Annotated in this window: 19 protein-coding genes; 4 read left to right on the top strand and 15 right to left on the bottom strand. The window is 45.0% G+C overall.

Annotation, left to right across the window (positions count from 1 at the left end; translation table 11 throughout):
- Positions 1 to 289: 289 nt before the first annotated feature.
- Positions 290 to 1174 carry a DUF481 domain-containing protein gene (locus tag A136_RS14285; protein ID WP_017071573.1) on the top strand — a complete coding sequence of 295 codons (885 nt, stop codon included), beginning with the start codon at positions 290 to 292 and terminating at the stop codon, positions 1172 to 1174.
- A 180-nt stretch (positions 1175 to 1354) separates the two neighbouring features.
- Here A136_RS14285 and rplI read toward each other — a convergent pair whose 3' ends face one another.
- From rplI to rnr, 5 genes are all read right to left on the bottom strand, one after another.
- Positions 1355 to 1807, bottom strand: a complete 453-nt coding sequence (gene rplI / locus A136_RS14280; protein WP_010434182.1) for a 50S ribosomal protein L9 — start codon at positions 1805 to 1807, stop codon at positions 1355 to 1357.
- A gap of 38 nt (positions 1808 to 1845) precedes the next feature.
- Entirely contained in the window at positions 1846 to 2073 is a 228-nt protein-coding gene (gene rpsR / locus A136_RS14275) for a 30S ribosomal protein S18 (protein ID WP_000090472.1), read from the bottom strand.
- A 112-nt stretch (positions 2074 to 2185) separates the two neighbouring features.
- Positions 2186 to 2575, bottom strand: coding sequence for a 30S ribosomal protein S6 (gene rpsF / locus A136_RS14270; protein WP_004741278.1), 390 nt, complete (start codon positions 2573 to 2575; stop codon positions 2186 to 2188).
- A gap of 269 nt (positions 2576 to 2844) precedes the next feature.
- Positions 2845 to 3585, bottom strand: a complete 741-nt coding sequence (rlmB, locus tag A136_RS14265) for a 23S rRNA (guanosine(2251)-2'-O)-methyltransferase RlmB (RefSeq protein ID WP_017063180.1) — start codon at positions 3583 to 3585, stop codon at positions 2845 to 2847.
- 187 nt (positions 3586 to 3772) lie between these two features.
- Positions 3773 to 6274 (bottom strand): ribonuclease R, encoded by a 2502-nt coding sequence (rnr, locus tag A136_RS14260; RefSeq protein WP_017063179.1) that lies wholly within the window; start codon positions 6272 to 6274, stop codon positions 3773 to 3775.
- A 247-nt stretch (positions 6275 to 6521) separates the two neighbouring features.
- Between rnr and A136_RS14255 the strand changes: the two genes are divergently transcribed.
- Positions 6522 to 7931 (top strand): amidohydrolase, encoded by a 1410-nt coding sequence (locus A136_RS14255; RefSeq protein WP_017063178.1) that lies wholly within the window; start codon positions 6522 to 6524, stop codon positions 7929 to 7931.
- A 128-nt stretch (positions 7932 to 8059) separates the two neighbouring features.
- Here the strand turns inward: A136_RS14255 and motX are convergent, their stop codons facing one another.
- Both motX and A136_RS14245 read right to left on the bottom strand, forming a co-directional pair.
- Complete coding sequence (motX, locus tag A136_RS14250; RefSeq protein ID WP_017063177.1) at positions 8060 to 8695, bottom strand: flagellar protein MotX; 636 nt, start codon at positions 8693 to 8695, stop codon at positions 8060 to 8062.
- A gap of 298 nt (positions 8696 to 8993) precedes the next feature.
- Entirely contained in the window at positions 8994 to 10310 is a 1317-nt protein-coding gene (locus tag A136_RS14245; protein WP_010434108.1) for an adenylosuccinate synthase, read from the bottom strand.
- 172 nt (positions 10311 to 10482) lie between these two features.
- Here A136_RS14245 and A136_RS14240 point away from each other — a divergent pair, with 172 nt between their 5' ends.
- Positions 10483 to 10671 carry a DUF2065 domain-containing protein gene (locus A136_RS14240; protein ID WP_010434105.1) on the top strand — a complete coding sequence of 63 codons (189 nt, stop codon included), beginning with the start codon at positions 10483 to 10485 and terminating at the stop codon, positions 10669 to 10671.
- 172 nt (positions 10672 to 10843) lie between these two features.
- On the opposite strand, the gene hflC is transcribed toward A136_RS14240, so the two are convergent.
- From hflC to tsaE, 8 genes are all read right to left on the bottom strand, one after another.
- Entirely contained in the window at positions 10844 to 11821 is a 978-nt protein-coding gene (gene hflC, locus A136_RS14235) for a protease modulator HflC (protein WP_017059930.1), read from the bottom strand.
- A 2-nt stretch (positions 11822 to 11823) separates the two neighbouring features.
- Positions 11824 to 13026: an FtsH protease activity modulator HflK gene (hflK, locus tag A136_RS14230; RefSeq protein WP_017063176.1), complete on the bottom strand. Its 1203-nt coding sequence runs from the start codon at positions 13024 to 13026 to the stop codon at positions 11824 to 11826.
- A gap of 27 nt (positions 13027 to 13053) precedes the next feature.
- Positions 13054 to 14361 carry a ribosome rescue GTPase HflX gene (gene hflX / locus A136_RS14225; protein WP_017059928.1) on the bottom strand — a complete coding sequence of 436 codons (1308 nt, stop codon included), beginning with the start codon at positions 14359 to 14361 and terminating at the stop codon, positions 13054 to 13056.
- A gap of 44 nt (positions 14362 to 14405) precedes the next feature.
- The gene (gene hfq / locus A136_RS14220; RefSeq protein WP_017059927.1) at positions 14406 to 14669 is read right to left on the bottom strand and encodes an RNA chaperone Hfq; all 264 of its coding nucleotides are present in this window, start codon (positions 14667 to 14669) and stop codon (positions 14406 to 14408) included.
- Between the two features lie 193 nt (positions 14670 to 14862).
- Entirely contained in the window at positions 14863 to 15795 is a 933-nt protein-coding gene (gene miaA, locus A136_RS14215; protein ID WP_017059926.1) for a tRNA (adenosine(37)-N6)-dimethylallyltransferase MiaA, read from the bottom strand.
- A 97-nt stretch (positions 15796 to 15892) separates the two neighbouring features.
- A complete protein-coding gene (mutL, locus tag A136_RS14210) occupies positions 15893 to 18097 on the bottom strand; it encodes a DNA mismatch repair endonuclease MutL (protein WP_017063175.1) in 2205 nt (734 codons plus the stop codon).
- Positions 18098 to 18199: 102 nt separating this feature from the next.
- Entirely contained in the window at positions 18200 to 19915 is a 1716-nt protein-coding gene (locus A136_RS14205) for an N-acetylmuramoyl-L-alanine amidase (protein ID WP_017063174.1), read from the bottom strand.
- Positions 19909 to 20373, bottom strand: a complete 465-nt coding sequence (gene tsaE, locus A136_RS14200; protein WP_017059923.1) for a tRNA (adenosine(37)-N6)-threonylcarbamoyltransferase complex ATPase subunit type 1 TsaE — start codon at positions 20371 to 20373, stop codon at positions 19909 to 19911. Before tsaE ends, A136_RS14205 begins: the two co-directional genes overlap by 7 nt.
- Before the next feature lie 240 nt (positions 20374 to 20613).
- On the opposite strand from tsaE, the gene queG reads away from it, so the two are divergent.
- A complete protein-coding gene (gene queG, locus A136_RS14195; protein ID WP_017059922.1) occupies positions 20614 to 21792 on the top strand; it encodes a tRNA epoxyqueuosine(34) reductase QueG in 1179 nt (392 codons plus the stop codon).
- The last annotated feature ends 612 nt before the right edge of the window (positions 21793 to 22404 follow it).

Below are 22404 nucleotides of genomic sequence, written 5' to 3'. Positions count from 1 at the left end.
AGAGCGTCTAATAACAACCCGCCAATAACAGATTGCTCAGCTTCTAATGAATGTGGCGGGACCTTGATGGCGTCCACCTGATCGTTGGCTGATTTCTGACTTTTGGTATCCACTATGACTACACTCAATAACTAATAATGATCGTTCATTATACCCAAGAACATCCGTTTGTAATCCGATCCTATGAGTTTGTTTTATTCTTCAGGAAGAATTTACCTATTGCTGACGGAATTAACCAAGGGTAGCATTACGATCCTGCCATTCACTCACTGTATAACTAGAGGTATGCGTGTCCAAATTATTGGCTCTGAGCACTGGTCTTCTAAGCACTGGTCTCCTGAGCGCTCCGATGGCCTTAGCTGATGATGCTAAAGACTCTGTTGATGCAATCCTCGACTCTATAGTAGTTTCAGAACCTACTTCTGAGCCGATCGTCGTTGCACCGACACCTGAAGAAAAAGATATGGATATCGCACCGAGTGATACAAGTGATACAGAACTACCGAGCCCGCTAAAAACGGAAGTCGAATTTGGATATCAGTCGCATACTGGTAACTCTGATTCACGAGCGCTTAACGCACGCCTTAACGGTGAGTACACGGCTGGCCGTCATAGAACCAGTGGTGAATGGAAATACTACAACCTCTACAAAGATGGCGAAGAAGATAAAAGGCAATCGACTTACTCAGCTCAGAGTGACTACAAGTTAAGCCCTAAAACCTACCTTTACGGCAGTTTCAAAGGAGTCGACTCGAGATACAGTGCTTACTTTAAGGACTACACAATTTCGAGTGGTCTGGGTTACCAGTTTTCGAATACCGAAGAGTTTGTGTTGGAAGTCGAAGTGGGACCAGGTTTTCGTTACCAAGAACCGAACCTTGATGAGATTGATGATGATGACATCATCTTCCCAGAGATTGTTGAAGAGGCAATTTTCCGTGGCAACGTGAATACGTCATGGCAGGTGTTGAAGAATTTGCAGCTCAAGGCAGACGTGACGCTTGTCTCTGGTCACAGTAACCTAAAGTTTGATACTGAGTTAGAAGCCATCAACGATATTACTGACAATATCGCGCTGAAGATCGCTCACTCTCGCCAGTACCACGATAAAGTGCCTGAAGGCTTAAGCAAACAAGACTCTGTTCTATCGATCAACTTGCTCTTCCAGTTCTAATCTTAGGCCACCTCTAACCTTGAGAACAACTTGTTCAGCAATAACAGCTTATGGATCACCGTAAGCTTTTTACCTACTGTAGCCCTTCCTTGTACTTTCCTATATTCCAGACATAAAAAAACACCAGCCGAAGCTGGTGTTTAAAACTTTCAAAAGAAAGAATTCGTCTTGGTACTGAAATTACTCAGCTGCAACGATAGCGATTTTCGCAGTAGCAAAAACTTCAGAGTGAAGTTGGATGCTTACTTCGAATTCGCCGATGTTACGTAGAGCGCCTTCAGGTAGGCGTACTTCGCTCTTAGCTACTGCAACACCTGCCGCTGTAATAGCGTCAGCGATGTCACGAGTACCGATAGAACCGAATAGTTTACCTTCGTCACCAGCTTTAGAAGCGATTGTAACGCCTTCTAGAGTGTTAACGCTCTCTGCACGAGCTTCAGCAGCAGCTAGTTGCTCAGCAACTTTAGCTTCTAGTTCAGCACGACGAGTTTCGAACATAGCAACGTTGTCTTTAGTTGCCATAACTGCTTTACCCTGTGGGATAAGGAAGTTACGAGCGTAACCAGATTTAACGTTTACTTGGTCGCCAAGGCCACCTAGGTTACCGATCTTATCAAGTAGAATAACTTGCATTATCTTAGTCCTCTTAAACTATTATTAACTATTACCGATTACTGATGCTTGTCAGTGTACGGTAGTAGAGCTAGGTAACGAGAACGCTTGATAGCGCGAGCTAGTTGACGCTGGTACTTAGCGCTTGTACCAGTGATACGGCTAGGTACGATTTTACCAGCTTCAGTGATGTAGTTTTTAAGAGTTGCTACGTCTTTGTAGTCAATCTCTTGTACGCCTTCTGCAGTGAAACGGCAGAATTTACGACGACGGAAGAAACGAGCCATGGGCTATCTCCTGATCTTAAATTTAGTAAAGCGGTCTTTCACAATTATCGAAATAACTATCAATGACCTAAAACAAGTTGAGAATTTTTTAAGGCGTTAAGCCAAAAAAGAATTACTCAGCAGCTGCTTCTGGTTTAGCTTCTGTACGCTCTTCGCGACGAGGAGCACGCTCTGCACGCTCTTCTTTTTGCTTAAGCATAATAGATTGCTCAGTCACAGCGCCTTTAGTGCGCATGATCATGTTACGTAGAACTGCATCGTTGAAACGGAAAGCAGTTTCTAGCTCGTCAATCACTTCTTGACCAGCTTCAACGTTCATAAGAACGTAGTGAGCTTTGTGAAGCTTGTTGATTGGGTAAGCCATTTGACGACGACCCCAGTCTTCTAGACGGTGGATAGTACCGCCAGCTTCAGTGATAGAACCAGTGTAACGCTCGATCATGCCAGCAACTTGCTCGCTTTGATCAGGGTGAACCATGAATACGATTTCGTAATGACGCATTTGGTTGCTCCTTACGGATTATTAGCTTCCACGAGTGGCCCGGTCGTCCAGAGGAAGCAAGGAACTAAAGATAAATGACCGAGTTTTAAGGACGGCAAATGTTATAGAAAGAACCCGGTATTGGCAAGCGCTATTTGGTGAATAATGAAACAGTTTTTCTTTCGCCATCTAGCCATCCAGTAATCGCTATTTCTACCTAATTTGAACGCATAAAATAAACGCCCATCACCTAAGTGACGAGCGTTTAATATTTCAATATTTTCAATCTATTACTGAGCTAGACGCTGGCGCACAGCTTCGAATAGACAGATGCCCGATGCAACAGATACGTTCAAGCTAGACACGCTACCCGCCATTGGGATCTTAATTAGGTCATCACAGGTTTCACGCGTTAAACGACGCATACCGTCACCTTCTGCACCCATAACTACCGCAAGAGGACCCGTTAGCTTCGCTTGATAGATATCATGCGTTGCTTCACCTGCCGTACCCACAAACCATACGCCCTGCTCTTGCAGTGCACGCATTGTGCGAGCTAGGTTGGTTACGCGCACGAGAGGAACCGTTTCAGCTGCGCCACATGCAACCTTGCTTACCGTTGCTGTTAACGGCGAAGAGCGATCTTTAGGTACGATAACAGCAGCGACACCTGCGGCATCCGCGTTACGTAGACAAGCGCCTAGGTTATGAGGGTCTGTTACGCCGTCTAGAACTAACAGCAAAGGCTGTTCGTGCTGCGCTAGGATATCGTCTAGGTGAGTTTCATTAAGCTGCTTAGCAGGCTTCACCTTAGCAATAAGACCTTGGTGATTCGCACCTTGTGCTTTTTCATCCAACGGCTTACGACCCATCTGTTGAATCGACACACCAAACTGTTGCAGTTGGTTCAGTAATGGAAGAAGACGCTCGTCTTGGCGACCTTTCAATACATACGCTTCGATAAAACGTGCAGGATCTTTTTCTAGTACGGCTTTCACCGCGTGAATACCGTAAATAAATTCGTTACTCATTGTCTCAACTTACTCTTATTGCTCAGAGATGAATGACATCAATGCCGATGTGTCCACCTCTGTGTTGTTCATTTCGAGAGTATGCGTCTTGTGCCTGATACTCTCGCATTAAAGTCATTTCACACTAAATCAGTAGGCGCTAAACCTGATTAGCAGAGCGCCTTATTAGCCTTAAGATTTATCAGTCTTAAGAGTTATCAGCCTTTGGCTTACGGCTTGCTGCACGCTTTTTCTTAGCGCGAGCTTTAGCAGCACCGGTTTTATTCGCTGGCTTTTTCTTCTTAGCAGGGCCTTCGCTGCTTCCGTCAGGTCGCTTAGTTGGCTCAACCATAGGCTTCGCTGATACACCTGGTTTATTACTCTTCACTGCTGAGCGCTTCTTGCTTTTCGCCTTTTTCATCGCTTCGGCTGCACGCTTCTTGGCTGTTTTGCCTTTGCCACGCGGCTGACGATCAGTGTCTTCTAAGTCAAAGTCGATTTGGCGAGTTTCTAAATTAACCGCAGAAACCTTCACTTTAACCGAATCACCCAAGCGGTAGATATTACCTGAGCTTTCACCCACTAGACGCTGACCAACAGCATCAAATTGGTAGTAATCATTCGCTAGCGCTGAGATGTGTACCAAGCCATCAATGTGCAGTTCAGTTAGACGAACAAAGAAGCCAAAACCAGTCACGTTGGCAATCACACCATCCATCACCTCACCGACATGGTCTTGCATGTATTCACACTTCAACCAGTCGTTTACTTCACGCGTTGCGTCATCAGCACGACGTTCAGTCATTGAACACTGCTCGCCGTAGAAGTCCATATCATCGAAAGTGTAGTGGTAACCACCAGTTGGCGTCCAACGTTCGCTGTTACGACCTTCTTCTTTCGCAATAAGGTACTTAATCGCACGGTGCAATAGCAAATCTGGGTAACGACGAATTGGCGAGGTAAAGTGAGCATAGCGTTTAAGAGCTAAACCAAAGTGACCCGCGTTATCCGCGTTGTATACCGCTTGCTTCATTGAGCGTAGCAGCATAGTTTGGATTAATTCACGATCTTCACGTTCATTAATCTGTTGCATCAGTTGTGCATAGTCTACTGGTGATGGCGACAGACCACCTTCCAGTGTTAAACCTAATTCACTTAAAAAGCTCTTGAAGCCCATTAAGCGCTCTTCGCCCGGAGTTTCGTGAACACGGTACAGCGCAGGCTCTTTCGCTTTTTCTACGTAAGATGCCGATGCGATATTCGCAAGAATCATACATTCTTCGATGATCTTGTGTGCATCGTTACGAATTACTGGCTCAATACGGTCAATCTTACGATCCGCATTGAAGATAAACTTAGTTTCTACCGTTTCAAATTCAATCGCACCACGTTCGTCACGCGTTTTCTTAAGCACCTTATACATCTTATGAAGCTCTTCAAGATGTGGTACTTCAGGTTCGTAACGCTCACGTAATTCTTCATTGCCATCTAAGATCGCGCCTACTTTGTTATAAGTAAGACGAGCATGAGAATTCATTACCGCTTCGTAGTGCTTGTAGCCTGACAGTTTACCTTTGTCTGAGATAGTCATCTCACACACCATACATAAACGGTCTACCTGAGGGTTCAATGAACACAAACCATTTGAAAGCACTTCTGGCAGCATTGGCACGACTTGTGACGGGAAGTATACCGAGTTACCACGGTTAATCGCTTCTTTGTCTAGCGCTGTATCTGGGCGAACGTAGTAACTTACGTCAGCAATCGCTACCCATAGACGCCAGCCGCCGCCTTTCTTCGCTTCACAGTAAACCGCATCATCGAAGTCACGCGCATCTTCACCATCAATGGTAACCAATGGCAGTTTACGCAGGTCTACACGTCCTTCTTTTGCTTCTTCAGGAACATGCTCACCTAGGTTTTCGATTTGCTTATCTACCGCTTCAGGCCACTCTTGTGGGATCTGGTGAGTACGGATCGCAATCTGCGTTTCCATACCCGGCGCCATGTTTTCACCAAGAACTTCGGTTACTTTCCCCATCATGTTACGAGAACGACCACCGCGATCCGTAATTTCAATCACAACCACATTACCCATTCGAGCACCGCCTTTATGCTCAGTAGGGATCTGGATGTCGTGACTAATACGCGAATCATCAGCAACAACGTAAGAATGGCCGTACTCTAGGAAGAAGCGACCAACAAGTGGCGTTTTACGCTCTTCAAGCACACGAACCAAGCGACCTTCACGACGGCCACGCTTACTGTTGTCAGTAGGCTGAACCAATACGTAATCACCGTGCATGATGGTTTTCATCTGATGATGTGGCAGCACGATATCATTGTCTTTACCCACACTGCCGTCTGGGCGAACCCAACCATGACCGTCTTTATGACCAATCACATAGCCTTTGATCAGTTCCATCTTCTCAGGCAATGCGTAGCACTGACGACGAGTAAAGATAAGCTGTCCATCACGCTCCATTGCACGCAAACGACGACGCAGCCCTTCATATTGTTCCTCTCCAGCAAGACCCAAAGCTTCGAATAGATCGTTGCGGTTCATCGGAATATTCGCGTCTGTTAGAAACGAAATAATGAACTCTCGGCTTGGTACTGGGTTATCGTAATTTTTCGACTCTCGGTCGGCAAAAGGATCAACAGTGGTTGTCGCTGTCGTATTTTCTGACGTTGGTGTGTTTTTTGACATAGGCGGGCCTGCTTAAGCAAGGAAGGTATATACCCCTAGTATATCTGATGCTAGGGGTAAGCTACAGATATGCTTTAGAAAACACTCAAATAACCTCAGATTGATACATATCTTCACTTTGTGAAACATCGCTTCATAGACGTGGATTATCATCAAAATTTCAAGCAAACGATAAAACAAACGTTTGCGCCATGAATGAAATACACTATTATCCACGCACTTTACCAACTCCTGTTCTGGGTATGATATGAAACTAAAACGCACTTTATTGGCTTCAGCTATGGCGAGCCTAGCGCTGTTCCCATTCGCAAGTTCGGCAATGGAAAAGGCTGACCTGATGATTACCGATGCGATGGTTCTAACCATGAACCAAGACAAAACGGTTTATGAAAGCGGTACTGTTGTCGTCAAAGACAACAAAATCATTGCGGTTGGAGATGCTTCACTAGAGAAGCAGTACCAAGCTAAGCAAGTGTTAGACGTGGATGGCGATATCGTTATGCCAGGTCTCATCAATACCCATACTCATGTATCAATGACAGTTTTCCGTTCGTTAGCCGATGATGTGCCAGATCGCCTGCACCGTTACATCTTTCCGCTAGAGAAGAAGCTAGTATCGCGAGACATGGTACGCATTGGTGCGAACCTAGGTAACGTTGAAATGGTGAAAGGCGGTGTGACCACTTACGCCGACATGTACTACTTCGAAGATGAAGTCGCAAAAACCGTCGATAAGATCGGTATGCGTGCCATCCTAGGTGAAACGGTGATTAAGTTCCCTGTAGCCGATGCGGCCAACGCCGAAGAAGGCATTAAGTACGCGTTGAACTTCATTGAAGAATACAAAGATCACCCGCGAATCACACCAGCGTTTGCACCGCATGCGCCTTACACCAACACCACAGAGATCCTGCAGAAAATATCTAAGCTCTCCCTAGAGTTAGATGTTCCAGTAATGATTCACCTTGCAGAATCACACCGTGAAGAAGAGAAAATCGCAGAGCGTTCTGATGGATTGTCCCCGGTTCAATACATGGACAGCATTGGCGCACTCAACAAGAACTTGGTGGGTGCACACATGATCCTTGTTGACGATCATGATATCGAACTGGTGAAGAAATCGGATATGGGCGTGGCTCATAACATGAGTGCTAACATCAAGTCAGCAAAAGGCGTATCACCTGCGCTTAAGATGTATGACGAGAACGTGCGTATCGGTTTAGGTACTGATGGCCCAATGTCTGGTAACACACTGAGCACCATTGATGAATTTAACCAAGTCGCTAAGGTTCACAAGTTAGTTAACAAAGATCGTGCTGCGATGCCGCCGATCAAAGTGATCGACATGGCGACCATGGGCGCAGCAAAAGCGCTGCACATGGAAGATAAGATCGGCTCTCTTGAAGCAGGCAAACTGGCTGACATCATAGTGATCGATACTAAGGCGCCAAACATGGTTCCGGTCTACAACCCATACTCAGCACTGGTGTACTCAGCTAACTCAGGCAATGTTCGTCATTCCATCGTTGATGGCAAGATCATCATGCAAGATCGCGACATGCTAACGGTAGACGAAGATAAGATCCGCCAAGAAGCACTCGATTTCACTAAGGTTGTTCGTGAAACGGTAATTGAGTCTGGTGAGGTTGTTCAATAAACTCGCAATCGAATAGCATGACCTCCTAAACGTAAAAAGCCCCGCACTAACTAAATTAGGCGGGGCTTTTTAAGTCTTGTTTCCTGTAACAATGAGTGCAGGGATCATTACAGGCTTCTTGCTCGGTATTACCAGAACACGTCTCGACGCTTTGCTCGAGCAATAATATTGTCTGGCATTCTCTGTTCCAGACCGCTACGAAGCACAGTGATACGTCTGTGTTGTCTTTGGTCTGCGGTTACCGAGTTATACAACCAACGGTAAGCATCTTCATAATCCAATGGGCTACCGTAGTCACGTAACAAGAGTTCCGCTAAGTGAATGCTCGCACTTAAGTTACCCATAGAGGCCGCTTCACGTAGATACGGAATCGCACGCTCTTGATCTTGTTGTACCAAAGTACCACGAGAGTAATAACGACCTAACTGCTCTAATGCAGCGGGTAAACCTTGATGTGCCGCGTTCTCCATATAGTAAAGGCCAAGCTCTACATCTTGTGGAACACACACACCCCAAGCCAACATATCACCGTATAAAAACTCATAAGAAGGCAAGCTAATACGCGTTGCACGAGCAACGATATCTTCAACTAACTGGCACTTATCAGCTTTCACTCGCTCTAGATGTTGATTATTTTCGATTAAATTAATCAGTTCAGCTTCTGTATATATTGGAACGGGCTCTCCCACATCAGCCAAATTTGCATGACTCAAGGGTGAGCTCAGTGCCATTATCAATGAAGCTGCCACAATTCGTAGCTTCATACCTGCACTCTATTATCTGTCGCTAAAGTTATCTATTGAGGGGTGCAGAGGATTTCTACACGCACAAAACAGTGTGAACTTCACTTTCCATGATATCTGTATCGGCAATAACCCCGACGGCTTTAGACAAAACTTGCCGCTAATGGGCAATATTTTGCCTGATGACGCTTAAAAGATCACCATCAAAGAGTGAACGGCTAAATTGCAGGTATTAAAAAGCCGACTTAATAAAGTCGGCTTTTAGAAAACTATTTTATTATCAAAGCACTGTTCGTGCCTGGTAATCACTCAGCAGGCATTATGCGCCGTATGGGTGAACCTTGATGATAGTTTCGTTACGATCTGGGCCAGTTGATACGATATCAATTGGAACGCCAGTTAGGTCTTCGATACGCTTGATGTAATCTAGAGCAGCTTGTGGAAGCGCGTCGATAGATTTAGCACCAAATGTGTTTTCAGACCAACCAGGCATTGTTTCGTAGATTGGCGTCGCTTCTTCGAATGACTCAGCAGCCATTGGAGAAACTTCTAGGATAGAACCATCTTTCATCTTGTAACCAGTACAGATTTTTAGTTCTTCTAGGCCATCTAGAACGTCTAGTTTAGTTAGACACATACCAGATAGAGAGTTGATTTGGATTGCACGACGCATAGCAACAGCATCGAACCAACCAGTACGACGTAGACGACCAGTTGTTGCGCCAAACTCGTGACCAACATCGCCTAGGTGTTTACCAACTGGGTCTTGCTTCTCAAGGCCATCGTATAGCTCAGTAGGGAATGGACCTGAACCAACACGAGTACAGTAAGCCTTAGTAATACCAAGGATGTAACCGATGTGACGAGGACCGAAACCAGAACCTGCAGCAACACCACCAGCAGTCGTGTTAGAAGACGTTACGTATGGGTAAGTACCGTGGTCGATATCTAGTAGCGTACCTTGAGCACCTTCGAACATGATCTTGTCGCCGCGCTTACGTGCTGCGTCTAGTTCGTCAGTTACGTCGATAACCATCGCAGTTAACATATCTGCGTAGCTCATCGCTTGCTCAAGAACTTCTTCGTAGCTTACTGTTTCAGCTTTGTAGAAGTGCTCTAGTTGGAAGTTGTGGAATTCCATCACTTCTTTTAGCTTCTCAGCAAATGCTTCTTTATCGAAAAGGTCGCCAACGCGTAGACCGCGACGAGCAACTTTATCTTCGTAAGCAGGACCGATACCACGACCCGTTGTACCGATAGCTTTAGCGCCACGAGCGATTTCACGCGCGTTGTCGATTGCAATGTGGTACGGAAGAATTAGAGGACAAGCTTCAGAGATGAAAAGACGTTCACGTACTGGAATACCGCGATCTTCAAGAGGCTTCATTTCTTTTAGAAGTGCGTCAGGCGATAATACTACACCGTTACCAATAACACATTTAACGTTATTACGTAGGATGCCTGATGGAATTAAGTGAAGAACGGTTTTTTCACCGTCAATTACAAGTGTGTGACCTGCATTGTGACCGCCTTGGTAGCGAACCACGTATTTTGCATCTTCAGTTAAAAGGTCAACGATTTTACCTTTACCTTCATCACCCCATTGGGTGCCTAGAACGACTACGTTATTTCCCATCTTTCCAATTTCTGTTGCTAATTAAAAATGGATTCTAGCACTGAATCACACTTCTTGCAGTCACTTTTTGTTCATAAACGTTAACGCTGTACAAAAATAAACCAGCCATAACTGGGGGCAGATGTGTAAAGATACTGATATCATTGCTTTTTTACAGACAAAAGGCTGAACCATGTCTCAATCAATTTGGCTCGCTATTGGGCTCGTACTTATTGTGGAAGGGCTCGGCCCCTTGATTGCACCCAATGGCTGGAGAAACATGGTCGCGCAACTGAGCGAGCAACCAGACACGCAACTGCGCCGCATTGGAGGCTGTCTTGTTGTGGCTGGAGCGGTTATCGCTTTCATGACCTACCGCTAGGTTTCTATAAGTAGAACGCTGTTAAGCGCCTTCCCTCGCGCCCCAATAGTGAATCCACAAACATGTCTCCTCCTGAAAGAAGTCATAGAAAACAAAAAGGCTCCCACAATGGGAGCCTTTTAAGTTTTAACGTATTTTGCTTATTAAGCTAAGCATTCGCTAACGCATCAGCTTATTTTGCTGGAGCGCCGCTTGCTTGATTCATGTATTGGAAGAAGTCAGTCTTCGGATCCAGTACTAGAATGTCGCTCTTATCGCTAAATGATGTCTCATAAGCTTGCAATGAACGCATGAAGCCGTAGAACTCAGGATCTTTGCTGAACGCATCAGAGTAGATCTTCGCTGCTTCTGCATCCGCATCACCACGAGTGATTCGAGCTGTACGGTCAGCTTCAGCAAGAACTGTTGCCACTTCTAGCTCAGCTTGAGCACGGATAACTTCCGCTTTCTCACGACCTTGAGAACGGTGTCTACGAGCAACCGATTCACGTTCTGCACGCATACGGCGGTAGATAGATTCACTGATTTCGTCAGGAAGGTTAATCTTCTTCATACGAAAATCAACAACTTCAACACCTAAATCAGCCATCGCACTTTCTGCCGTTCCAGACAAAACGTTTTCCATGATCTTATCGCGTTCGCCATCAACTTCTAGTGCTTCTGCAGCCGCTACCGTTGTGACGACTTCGCTATCAGCAGAGTCTGGCAGGATGTCCTTGTTACGAGGGCCTGACACGATCTGCTTAATTTCACGAGAACCAATTTCAGAACGAAGAACATCTGTCACTTTACGCTCAAGAAGTGCTTCTGCCGTCATGATATTACCGCCACCGGTACTCAGATAGAAACGTCCAAAATCAGCAATACGCCATTTTGCGTAAGTATCAATTAGAACGTCTTTTTTCTCTGATGTTACGAAACGGTCAGAACGGCCATCCATCGTTTGAATACGAGCATCAAGTACTTTTACGCGATCAAACATCGGTAGTTTAAAGTGCAGACCTGGTTCATAGATTCGTGATACGCCGTTGTCATCGAGAACTCGACCAAAACGAATTACCATGCCACGCTCACCTTCTTGAATCACAAACACTGACATCAATAGAAGGGCAATCGTCACAACTAATACAGGGATCATTAATTTACGCATTATTAGTATCTCCCTTGGCGTGAACTGTCTGAACGAGTTTGAGTGCTAGGCTTTGGATCCGCTTGAGTTTCTAACTCAATTTGATCGTAAGTTGATGATGCTTTTGCAGGGCGAGAGCCCGACTGAGAACCACCTTGTGCGCCTAGCTTATCAATTGGTAGGTATAGCAAGTTACCGCTTGATTCAGAATCAATCAGGACTTTCGATGTGCTTGAGTACACTTTTTCCATTGTATCTAGGTACATACGGTTACGTGTTACTTCAGGAGCAGCTTGGTATTCAGGTAGCAGTTTCTCGAATTGAGCAACTTGACCTAGAGCACCATTAACTGTGCGCTCTGAGTAACCCACCGCTTCTTTCTTCAAACGCTCAGCACGACCTGTTGCTTTTGGAAGAATGTCATTTCGGTAAGCTTCAGCTTCACGCTCAAAACGCTCTTCATCCTCACGAGCCGCGATAGCATCATCAAATGCATCTTTCACTTGCTCAGGTGGACGTGCTGACTGGAAGTTCACGTCAACAATCAGAATACCCATGTCGTAGCTATCAATAATACGGTTCAACGTTTCTTGAGTGCTTTGACGAATCTGCTGACGACCACTTGTCAGGATACTATCCATTAGTGAGTCACCAATTACCGCACGAAGCGCGGAATCGGTTGCTTGACGTAAACTGTCGTCTGCATTCGTTACACGATACAAGTACTTGTATGGGTCAGAAACACGGTATTGAACACCCATTTCAACGGTCACAACGTTTTCATCTTTCGTTAGCATCGTGCCAGCAGCACGTAGAGAACGAATCGCTTGAACGTTTACTAGTTGCTCATCACTGATTTCATCGATGAAGCGTGGGTGCCAGTTAAGACCAGGTTCTTCGATACGGTCGAACTGACCCAGTCGAAGTACTACTGCTCTTTCTGCTTCGCCAACGGTGTAGAAACCAGCGAAGAACCAGATAGCAATAGCAATAACGGCAATGACACCAAAGCCAATTGCACCGCCACCACCAATAGATGGCCCGTTACCGTTGCCACCCTTTTTACCAAACTTGCCACCTAACTTTTGACTTAGTTTATTAAACACTTCGTCTAGATCTGGCGGTCCTTGATCTCGGCCGCCGCGATTATTTTTATTACCCCAAGGGTCATTATCGCGGCCGTTATTATCGCCGTTGTTGTTATTTCCAGGCTCATTCCACGCCATTAGAAAGCTCCATCATTTGATATGACGTTATACTGTAGCAGTCTCTTTGGTAACGATAAAGTCACCTAAGAGCGCCCCTTCTCTTTTTTCAAGTTTAGACCAATCTATTTGTTGCATTCGGATATCTATCAACAAGTTACCATTTTCATCATACTCTTCCTGTTGAATACATTTCATCTCGAAGAATAAGCTGCGAATGCGACCCTGATGTTGATGTGGAATACACAACCGGAATTGAACCATCTGGCTAGCTAAACGCTCAGTTAAAGCTTCAAACAGTAGCTCAATACCTTCTCCTTCCATTGCAGAAACCCAAACAGCGCGAGGTGCGCCCTCTTCGTCTCTTTCAATTCGAGGTTTTTGGTCTTCCATGCAGTCAATTTTGTTCATGACTACAAGGGTTGGCACTTCATGAGCATCGATTTCTTCTAATACTTCATGAACAGCCTGAATGTTCTCACGAAAACGGTCATCACTGGCATCAACAACATGTAACAAAATGTCAGCTTCCTGCGTCTCTTGTAATGTTGCCTTGAACGCAGCGACCAAGTCGTGTGGTAGATGACGGATAAAACCTACGGTATCTGCGAGAATTGCAGGCCCGACATCTGCCAAATCAATCTTACGTAGTGTTGGGTCTAGGGTTGCAAACAGTTGGTCTGCCGCATAAACACCAGCACTTGTGATGCGATTGAAAAGTGTTGATTTCCCTGCGTTGGTATAACCAACCAAAGAAATTGTTGGGATTTCAGCTCGATTACGAGCACGTCGTCCTTGTTCACGCTGTTTAGCAACTTTCGCTAAACGACGTAGTATTGCCTTTATACGGTCACGCAACAAACGTCGATCGGTTTCCAGTTGAGTTTCACCTGGACCACGAAGACCAATACCACCTTTCTGCCTTTCAAGGTGAGTCCAACCACGAATCAATCGGGTAGAGATATGACGAAGCTGAGCGAGCTCAACTTGTAGCTTACCTTCATGAGTTCGCGCACGTTGTGCAAAAATATCTAAGATCAAACCCGTGCGATCAATCACACGACATTTACACAATTGCTCGAGGTTGCGCTCTTGGGCAGGAGAGAGGGAGTGGTTAAAAATCACAATTTCAGCACCGGTCAGCTGAACAGCTTGTGCGATTTCTAGGGCTTTACCTTCTCCAACGTAGTATTTAGGGAGTGGGGATTGTCGGCTACCAGTAATCACTTGTAGCGTTTCTACCCCCGCTGAGGAGACCAGCATTTCACATTCGCTTAGATCTTCCCATTCTCCCTCTTGCGTGAAGTTGATATGAACAAGTACGGCTCGCTCGCCGGATTCATAACGGTCAAACAAGCAACCAACTCCTTATTACAGCGCAAGCTGTACAAATTGAACGATTAATCTTCAGTCTTCTCTGGACGATCAGATGGCGTGCGTTGCTCGCCGCTGTGGTGACTAACTGCGCGAGCAGGTACCACAGTAGAAATCGCATGCTTGTAAACCATTTGGTTTACTGTGTTCTTCAATAAGATCACGAATTGATCGAAAGACTCGATCTGACCTTGCAGCTTAATGCCGTTAACAAGATAGATAGAGACTGGAATGCGCTCACGACGGAGTGCATTTAGGAATGGGTCTTGTAGCGATTGCCCCTTAGCCATTTTATTTTCCTTATTTGTATTTTGTTGTAATTATTTAGCTAGTGGTGCACAAAAAGGTGCGGCCTTTGCATCTGAGCTAAATGAATAAAAAAACTCCGTTGTTATTGAAAGGCTGTGATTTTTTAAAAGCCTCAATAACGGATCCTTTCCAGAGTATATTCACGCAAAAGCGATCACATTATACACAGCAATACTAATCAGATGCTATTGCATCTGAAAGAGTTTCTAACGCTTGATCAATGTTTTCGCTATCTAACCAAGTTAAATCATCCCAACTGCGCAACCAGGTGATTTGTCGCTTGGCCAACTGACGGGTTGCACAGACACCACGGAAAACCGCTTCGTCTAAATCACAATTACCGTCTAAATAATCCCACATCTGCCTATAACCAACGCATCGGATCGATGGCAGTTCAGGGTGAAGATCTTCTCTGGCGTACAACGCCTTCATTTCATCTTCAAACCCAGCTTCTATCATCTTCTCGAAACGCAGCTCAATGCGGCGATGGAGTTCAGTCCTTTCCTTGGGAGCTATTGCAAATTGTTTTACACGAAATGGCAGGCTATCGCCTTTCGTTTGAGTTAGCTCTGTTAATGTTTTACCCGAAATTCGGTAAACTTCCAATGCCCTTGAAAGCCTTTGTGGATCATTTGGGTGTATTCTTTCAGCGGATACGGGATCTATCTCTCTTAATTGATCGTGCAATGCCTGCCAACCTTGTTCGATAGATTCCGCTTCAATCTGCTTACGAATCTCTTGATCCGCGGCTGGTAATGGCGATAAACCTTCCAACAATGCTTTGTAGTACAGCATTGTGCCACCAACAAGTAACGGGATTTTGCCTTCCGCTACAATCTTATTCATTTCATTGATCGCATCACGACGAAAATCTGCCGCAGAATACGCTTCGCTTGGATCCAAAATATCAATCAAGCGATGAGGCGCGAGCTCAAGCTCTTCCGCATCCGGTTTAGCGGTACCAATATCCATGTCTTTGTAGATCAATGCCGAATCGACGCTGATGATCTCTACAGGGTATTTCTGACGTAAGCGGATAGCTAAATCTGTTTTTCCTGACGCCGTTGGGCCCATTAAAAACAACGCTAAAGGTAATTTTTCAGTCATGATATTTTGTATTTGCTTCTCTGTTTTAGCGCTTTTTAGCAAAGGGCTTTGTGTCGCGACGTATTCAGCTAAAAAGACAAAGGTCGTCGCGAAAAAATTAAACCGTAAACGCGGCTATAGTCGCTGAAAAGTCGATAGGATTAACAAACTCTGGATCATCTAATGGAAGTAGACCATGCCAAAGTTGTTCTAGTTCCCCAACTAGTTGAACCGCTTCAGATAAAGTGTAGTCGCTTTTTACTTGTGCGGTTTGAATCCCGATCCAGTTAACCAAAGCTGACAACATGTCATTAGGTTGCTTCACTGCACCCTGGGCATTTATTGAAGCCGCGTAAGATAACAGATCTGGGATCAAAATTTGTAAGTTTTGCTGCCTTAAAGGAGAAGGCACGCCCATCACCATTACCGCCTCGCTGTTTCGCGCCTTAAGCTCAATCCCCAGTAATGCCAGAGTTTGACTCAGCGCCTTAGCAACTTCGACAAGTTCACTACCCAGCTTAATCGATAAAGGCACCAATAGTGGTTGGCTTTTTAACGCACCACCTCGAGTATCAAGCTGACCAACAACACGCAATAACTCAGCCTTAGCCAAGGAAACCAGCACACTGCCGTTCTTATTGCCCATTACCAGATACTGACGTTCCACAATCGAGACCGCTTTGCCCAAGTCCGTTACAGGTGCTCTTGGCTTTAAATGAACAGGATTCTGTTGAGCAGGCTTAGCTTCTTTATTTTCTTTATTTTCTAAGTTGTCTCTGGTTTCTACTGGTGCCACATGCTCTTGAGAAAGTGAAGGCTGTACAACTTGCTCATCAAAATCTGGCGTTTTCAGAAGCTCTTTATAGGCTTTCACTTCTCGCTTAGATGGCGCGGGTTCACCATGATGTTGGTGTGGCTCTTTCTCTTTTTTAGGTTCAGGTCGAGACTCTATCCACTCTTGGCGAGAGGAACCGGTAAAACTGCTGTCACTAGTAGCCGAGCTTCGGCCAGCTAATGAACTTGGACTGGTTGATGAGCTTGGGCTAATTGATGAAACATAGTGTCGCCCACCATCATTAACGCTGTGTTGAGGCTTATCAAAAGCGTGCTCTGATTCTGCTTTTCTCGGGTAGGCAGGCGTTTGCTCAATAGCGTGTCGCACCCTATCCGAAACTTGGGTTTGATCCGAACTGCTAGGCATTACGCTTTCTGGCTCAGCGAAACTTGCAACACCATCAACTGCAGAGCTCGTACTATCTTGCTGATGATGAATCACTTCTGACTGATGAAAAGCCGACTGATTGATTGGTGCAGCATCGATCTGCTTGCTCTGTGCTAAACCATCACTCAATGCTTGGTAAATAAAGTCATGCACAAGGCGCGCTTGATGAAAACGCACTTCATGTTTTGCAGGGTGGACATTCACGTCCACCTGATGTGGGTCGAGTTCTATGAACAACACATACGTCGCGAATTGGTCTGGACGCAGGCTGGTTTCGTAGCTTTGACGAATCGCATGATTGATCAGCTTGTCACGCATCATACGACCATTCACATAGCAGTATTGCAGGTCGCTTTGTTGTCTTGCTCCTTCTGGCGTGGTGATCCAGCCATGAAGTTTTAGGCCTTGATGCTCAAGTTCGATCTTAAGCATATGGCGAACAAAAGGATTGCCACATACCGCAGCGATGCGCTTTTCTGCTTGAACTTCTGTCTTGGCAGCGCGGTACTGACGAATCATCTTGCCGTTATGACGAAGGTTGATCGTCACATCAAAGCGACTTAATGCAATACGCTTGAGCAACTCATCAATATGGGTGAATTCAGTCTTCTCGGTGCGTAAGAATTTGCGGCGCGCTGGTGTATTAAAGAACAGATCCAACACCTCAACCGAAGTACCAATTGGGTGTGCTGCTGGCTGCAGTTTTACCTGCATATCACGACCTTCACTGTGTGCTGCCCAAGCTTGATCTTGAGTGGCAGGGCGTGAAGTCATGGTCAAGCGCGCAACCGAGCTAATACTCGCCAGCGCTTCACCACGGAAACCGAGGCTGACGATCGCCTCTAGGTCATCAAGAGTGTGGATTTTGGAGGTAGCATGACGACTCAGTGCCAAGGCAAGCTCATCTTTTACGATGCCTTTACCATTGTCACGAACGCGGATCATCTTGGCGCCACCTTTCTCGATATCAATATCGATACGTGTCGCACCAGAATCCAAACTGTTCTCAACCAACTCTTTTACAACAGAAGCGGGTCTTTCTACCACCTCACCCGCTGCGATTTGGTTAGCTAACCGAGCTGGCAGTATTTTGATCGTCATATTTATAGCTACCTTACTGCCATTGATGGAAACGCTGCTACGTTTGCACTAGTTCTTATTTTTTATCATTGATATACCTGAAGCTGTTTAGCATTCCCAAGACTACTTGTGAGGAATAATCAACACTTGGCCGATAGCTAGACTGTCAGATCTTAGCTTATTCGCTTGGCGAATGCTGTTGACGCTCACGCCGTATTTCGAAGCTATCTTGCCAAGGTAATCACCTCTTGCAACTTTGTGTTTGCGCAGAGGAACATCTTTAACTTCAACCGTAATACGTAACTTTTGGCCTACTCTCACCGTCTCTGATTTCAAACGGTTCTCACGTTTAATATCAGCCACCGACACTTTATAGCGGCTGGCGATCTTACCTAGGTACTCTCCAGACTTAACCGTGTGAGTGATGGTCTTCGTTTTAACCGCACTGCTTGATGATGAAGTTGAAGCACTGCCTGGAATCTTAAGTACTTGGCCAATTGCTAGGCTGCTCGATTTCAGATTGTTGAACTTCATCAACGTCTGTGTCGACGTACCATACTTGCTCGCAATCACAGACAAAGACTCACCACGAGAGACTTTATGTTGGCTCACGCTGCCCGTTGATGACGTTGCGTTAGACAAGATAATCCCTTCAGGCGGGTTAGCCTTCAAATACTTAACCACCGCTTTAGTCACTGCTCGTGCCAATTTATCTTGGTGCGAACGTTGGAAAAGAAGCTTCTCTTCCGTCGGATTCGAAATAAAACCTGTCTCTACCAGTACTGATGGGATCTGTGGTGAACGTAATACTGCTAAGCTGGTGTTAATCGGCTTGCTATTGTGCAGTTTCGCAACCTTACCCATTTCAGACAGAATTGCCGTTGCCAGTTTGTAGCCCTCTTTTTGAGAGTGGCTAAACTGCAAATCAAGCAGGGTTTGGTTTACGTTCTTATCATCAATATTGCTTGTGAACGCTGCACCGCTACCACCAAGCAATTCAGACTGTTTCTCTTTATTCTCAATCCAACGAGAGATCTCTGTATTTGCGCGTCGAGTGTTCAATACAAACACTGAACCACCTCTTGGTTGAGGCGTCGTAAAGGCGTCGGCGTGAATAGAGATCAACAGGTGAGCTTCATTCTCTCGAGCAATCGCAACACGTCGATTCAGGTTCACAAAGTAATCAGCATTACGAGTCATACGAGTTTTGATCCCCGGGACCGCATTCAGTTGAGCTGCTAACTTCTTAGAAATACTCAGAGTCGCGTTTTTTTCGTATTTACGCGTAGGACCAATCGAACCTGGGTCTTCACCACCGTGGCCAGGATCAATCACAATTAGAATATCTTTCTGGCGCTTAACCTGATTAATGTTCTTACTTACCGTTGGCTTACTCGGTGTCGATGTCGCTTTACTTGCCGCCCCATGAGGTAAGTCGATCACCAAACGGTGTCCATACTGACCACCTGGGGTCGGGCTCAGTTTGAATAATTCTGCTTTAGACGACTTCTTTAACTCAAAAACCAAGCGATAGGTGTTTTTGTCTGGCGGTGAGCTCTTACGAATCTTAGATAGAACAGGGCTGTCTTTCACCTCGACCGGTAACTTAGTCGCAAGACTGGTATTTTTTAAATCAACCACTAAGCGACTCGGGCTACTCAGGGTGAAATAGCTAAAGTCCGCTTCTGATTTTAAGTCGATAACCACACGAGTTTCTTCTGGAGAAGGCCAAACCCTTAAACTTTTCAGTGAGTTTGCAGAAACAAGTGAAGAAAACAGTATAGAAAAAACAGCAGCCATCATGGCCACTGTTGAAATCAGGCGTTTAGAAATCAACATAACTCCAACTGACTAAGTAAGCGCTGTCCGTATTCACTATTAGCGGTTAAAGAAACAACACGGTGATCGTCTTGGTAACGAATATCAATATCCAAATCGGCTTCTGGTAGCATCCCATAACCTTTCTCAGGCCACTCAACCAAACAGATAGCATCCGGCGTAAAATAGTCACGAATTCCCATAAACTCTAACTCTTCAGGATCTGCTAGGCGATAAAGGTCAAAGTGGTACACCTGCCAATCTGCAAGTTGATAAGGTTCAACTAGAGTATACGTTGGGCTTTTTACATTTCCTTGATGGCCAAGTGCTTTTACAAAGCCACGACTGAAAGTCGTTTTACCTGCGCCAAGATCACCATGCAGATAAATAGTCGTCTGCTGTGAGCAAAGATTAGAAAGCTCCGTTCCTAATTGAATCGTTGCTTGTTCATCTTTCAAAGTAAATTGTTTCGTGCTCATGAATACGTTCTCTAAAAATCGATCGTTGACTATATAAAAATCAAAAGAACAAGAATAGTAAACCGTGATGCTTTTGGGAGACAAGCACTCAAGTGTAAGTTCTATGAAAAATACTGATCAAAACGCGTCTGTTCTGGTCAACACCACTAAGATCCGTTAAGATCCGCCCCCATTTTTGCCGAACCTAATTTTAATTAGCCTTATCTCTAATTGTAAAACAGAGAAAATAAGAAATAAGCCATGAATCTAGACCATCTTGCTGAAAAAATTAAAATCTGGGGAAAAGAGCTGGGCTTTCAAAAAGTTGGCATCTGCGATGTTGATTTAAGTGAACACGAAGCCCCTCTTCAAGCATGGCTAGATGCTGGCAACCACGGCGAAATGGATTGGATGGCTCGACATGGGATGATGCGTGCACGTCCTGATGAACTTCACCCAGGCACAATTCGAGTGATCAGCGCTCGAATGAACTACCTACCACCAGAAGCTCAGTTCGCCTCTAACCTAAGCGATACCACTCAAGGCTACATCAGCCGCTATTCTTTAGGCCGCGACTATCACAAATTGTTCCGTAACCAGTTGAAAAAGCTAGGACAAAGAATTGAAAAAGAGGTCGAGGGTTTAGACTCACGCCCTTTCGTCGATTCAGCGCCCATTTTGGAAAGACCACTCGCTCAAAAAGCAGGGTTGGGCTGGACAGGTAAACACTCATTAATTCTTGATAAAGACGCTGGCTCTTGGTTCTTTCTAGGGGAGCTGTTAGTTAACATCCCTCTTCCCACGGATGAACCCAGTGTTGATGAGTGCGGCAAATGCACCGCATGTATCACTTCTTGCCCAACGGGTGCCATTATTGCTGATGGCGTGGTTGATGCGCGCAAATGTATTTCGTACTTAACCATTGAATATGATGGTGTGATCCCTGAAGAGTATAGAGATGCCATTGGTAACCGTATCTACGGTTGCGATGATTGTCAGTTAGTTTGCCCGTGGAATCGTCATGCCGAACTCACAGAGCAAACAGACTTTCACCGCAGAGAAGATTTCCAAGAAGCCGATCTGGTTTCACTTTCAAGTTGGGACGAAGCAACCTTCCTAAAGAAAATGGAAGGCTCAGCAATCAGACGTATCGGCCACACCCAGTGGTTACGCAATATCTTTGTTGCGATGGGCAATGCACCATTTCAACAACGCATTATTGAAACCCTGGAGTCTCATCAAGGCAAAAACGAAATGCTTGATGTGCATATTGAGTGGGCTTTGAATAAACAACTACAGCAGTTACCCAACGCTAGCAGTGTGCAAGAAGATAGCTCTACGCAGAAAAATAGCTGTGTGCAAAAAAGTAACAGCAAAATCTCCACCAAAAAGCACAGACTGATACGTATAGTAGAGAAAGGACTACCAAGAGACGCCTAGCCCTTTTGGTATCAACGATTGACAGCGACACCCACATCGATAGTCCAATATTTAAGACAACTCGTTGCACATAATTTTAGAACAATGTTTGACCTTGTTCTCAATTCTAACAATGTGGAAAAAATTCAGAACTCTCGTAAACTTCCGACACCCGAGCAAAGTTAAACACAGTACCGATAAATGATTAAGATCAAAAAACAACAAGTTAACGATCTTTTATTAAATCCAAGATAGGCATCCAACTTGATAAAAAACAACAAGTTACGATCGCTGCAATTCATCTAATATATTGAAAACAAGAAAGATCTTTTAGGGATAGGTAAAGAATTAAGCCTGAAACAACTTTATCAACCAAGTTATCCACACCTAACATTTTGTGGATAAGTCTGTTTATAGATGTGAAAAACCTCAAGTGTCTGCTTCAGAGACCTGATATTTACTAGCATTTCAGTTGCTAAGAAAAATTTAAGACAAAAAAATATCCACCATGATGGAGGATTATTTGCTTTTTTGGGGGATTATGCTTCGCAGCATTAAAGAAAGAGCGTGACCTTTGTGGTCGCCTTTAAACACAGAGGTTTAAAGTACTTATTAGCTTTTTTAGAAGAAAGC

Origin of the sequence: Vibrio crassostreae 9ZC13, assembly GCF_000272045.2 — a bacterium.
In the GTDB taxonomy this organism is placed as follows: Bacteria; Pseudomonadota; Gammaproteobacteria; order Enterobacterales; family Vibrionaceae; genus Vibrio; species Vibrio crassostreae_C.
The sequence above is the reverse complement of the archived record's forward strand: the minus strand, read 5'-3'. Positions and strand labels throughout refer to the sequence as shown.

What these genes read in the sequence shown, in the direction of transcription:
- rplI (WP_010434182.1), bottom strand. Translation starts at nt 1,807, where the DNA reads ATGCAAGTTATTCTACTTGATAAGATCGGTAACCTAGGTGGCCTTGGC.
- rpsR (WP_000090472.1), bottom strand. Translation starts at nt 2,073, where the DNA reads ATGGCTCGTTTCTTCCGTCGTCGTAAATTCTGCCGTTTCACTGCAGAA.
- rpsF (WP_004741278.1), bottom strand. Translation starts at nt 2,575, where the DNA reads ATGCGTCATTACGAAATCGTATTCATGGTTCACCCTGATCAAAGCGAG.
- rlmB (WP_017063180.1), bottom strand. Translation starts at nt 3,585, where the DNA reads ATGAGTAACGAATTTATTTACGGTATTCACGCGGTGAAAGCCGTACTA.
- rnr (WP_017063179.1), bottom strand. Translation starts at nt 6,274, where the DNA reads ATGTCAAAAAACACACCAACGTCAGAAAATACGACAGCGACAACCACT.
- A136_RS14255 (WP_017063178.1), top strand. Translation starts at nt 6,522, where the DNA reads ATGAAACTAAAACGCACTTTATTGGCTTCAGCTATGGCGAGCCTAGCG.
- motX (WP_017063177.1), bottom strand. Translation starts at nt 8,695, where the DNA reads ATGAAGCTACGAATTGTGGCAGCTTCATTGATAATGGCACTGAGCTCA.
- A136_RS14245 (WP_010434108.1), bottom strand. Translation starts at nt 10,310, where the DNA reads ATGGGAAATAACGTAGTCGTTCTAGGCACCCAATGGGGTGATGAAGGT.
- A136_RS14240 (WP_010434105.1), top strand. Translation starts at nt 10,483, where the DNA reads ATGTCTCAATCAATTTGGCTCGCTATTGGGCTCGTACTTATTGTGGAA.
- hflC (WP_017059930.1), bottom strand. Translation starts at nt 11,821, where the DNA reads ATGCGTAAATTAATGATCCCTGTATTAGTTGTGACGATTGCCCTTCTA.
- hflK (WP_017063176.1), bottom strand. Translation starts at nt 13,026, where the DNA reads ATGGCGTGGAATGAGCCTGGAAATAACAACAACGGCGATAATAACGGC.
- hfq (WP_017059927.1), bottom strand. Translation starts at nt 14,669, where the DNA reads ATGGCTAAGGGGCAATCGCTACAAGACCCATTCCTAAATGCACTCCGT.
- miaA (WP_017059926.1), bottom strand. Translation starts at nt 15,795, where the DNA reads ATGACTGAAAAATTACCTTTAGCGTTGTTTTTAATGGGCCCAACGGCG.
- mutL (WP_017063175.1), bottom strand. Translation starts at nt 18,097, where the DNA reads ATGACGATCAAAATACTGCCAGCTCGGTTAGCTAACCAAATCGCAGCG.
- A136_RS14205 (WP_017063174.1), bottom strand. Translation starts at nt 19,915, where the DNA reads ATGTTGATTTCTAAACGCCTGATTTCAACAGTGGCCATGATGGCTGCT.
- tsaE (WP_017059923.1), bottom strand. Translation starts at nt 20,373, where the DNA reads ATGAGCACGAAACAATTTACTTTGAAAGATGAACAAGCAACGATTCAA.
- queG (WP_017059922.1), top strand. Translation starts at nt 20,614, where the DNA reads ATGAATCTAGACCATCTTGCTGAAAAAATTAAAATCTGGGGAAAAGAG.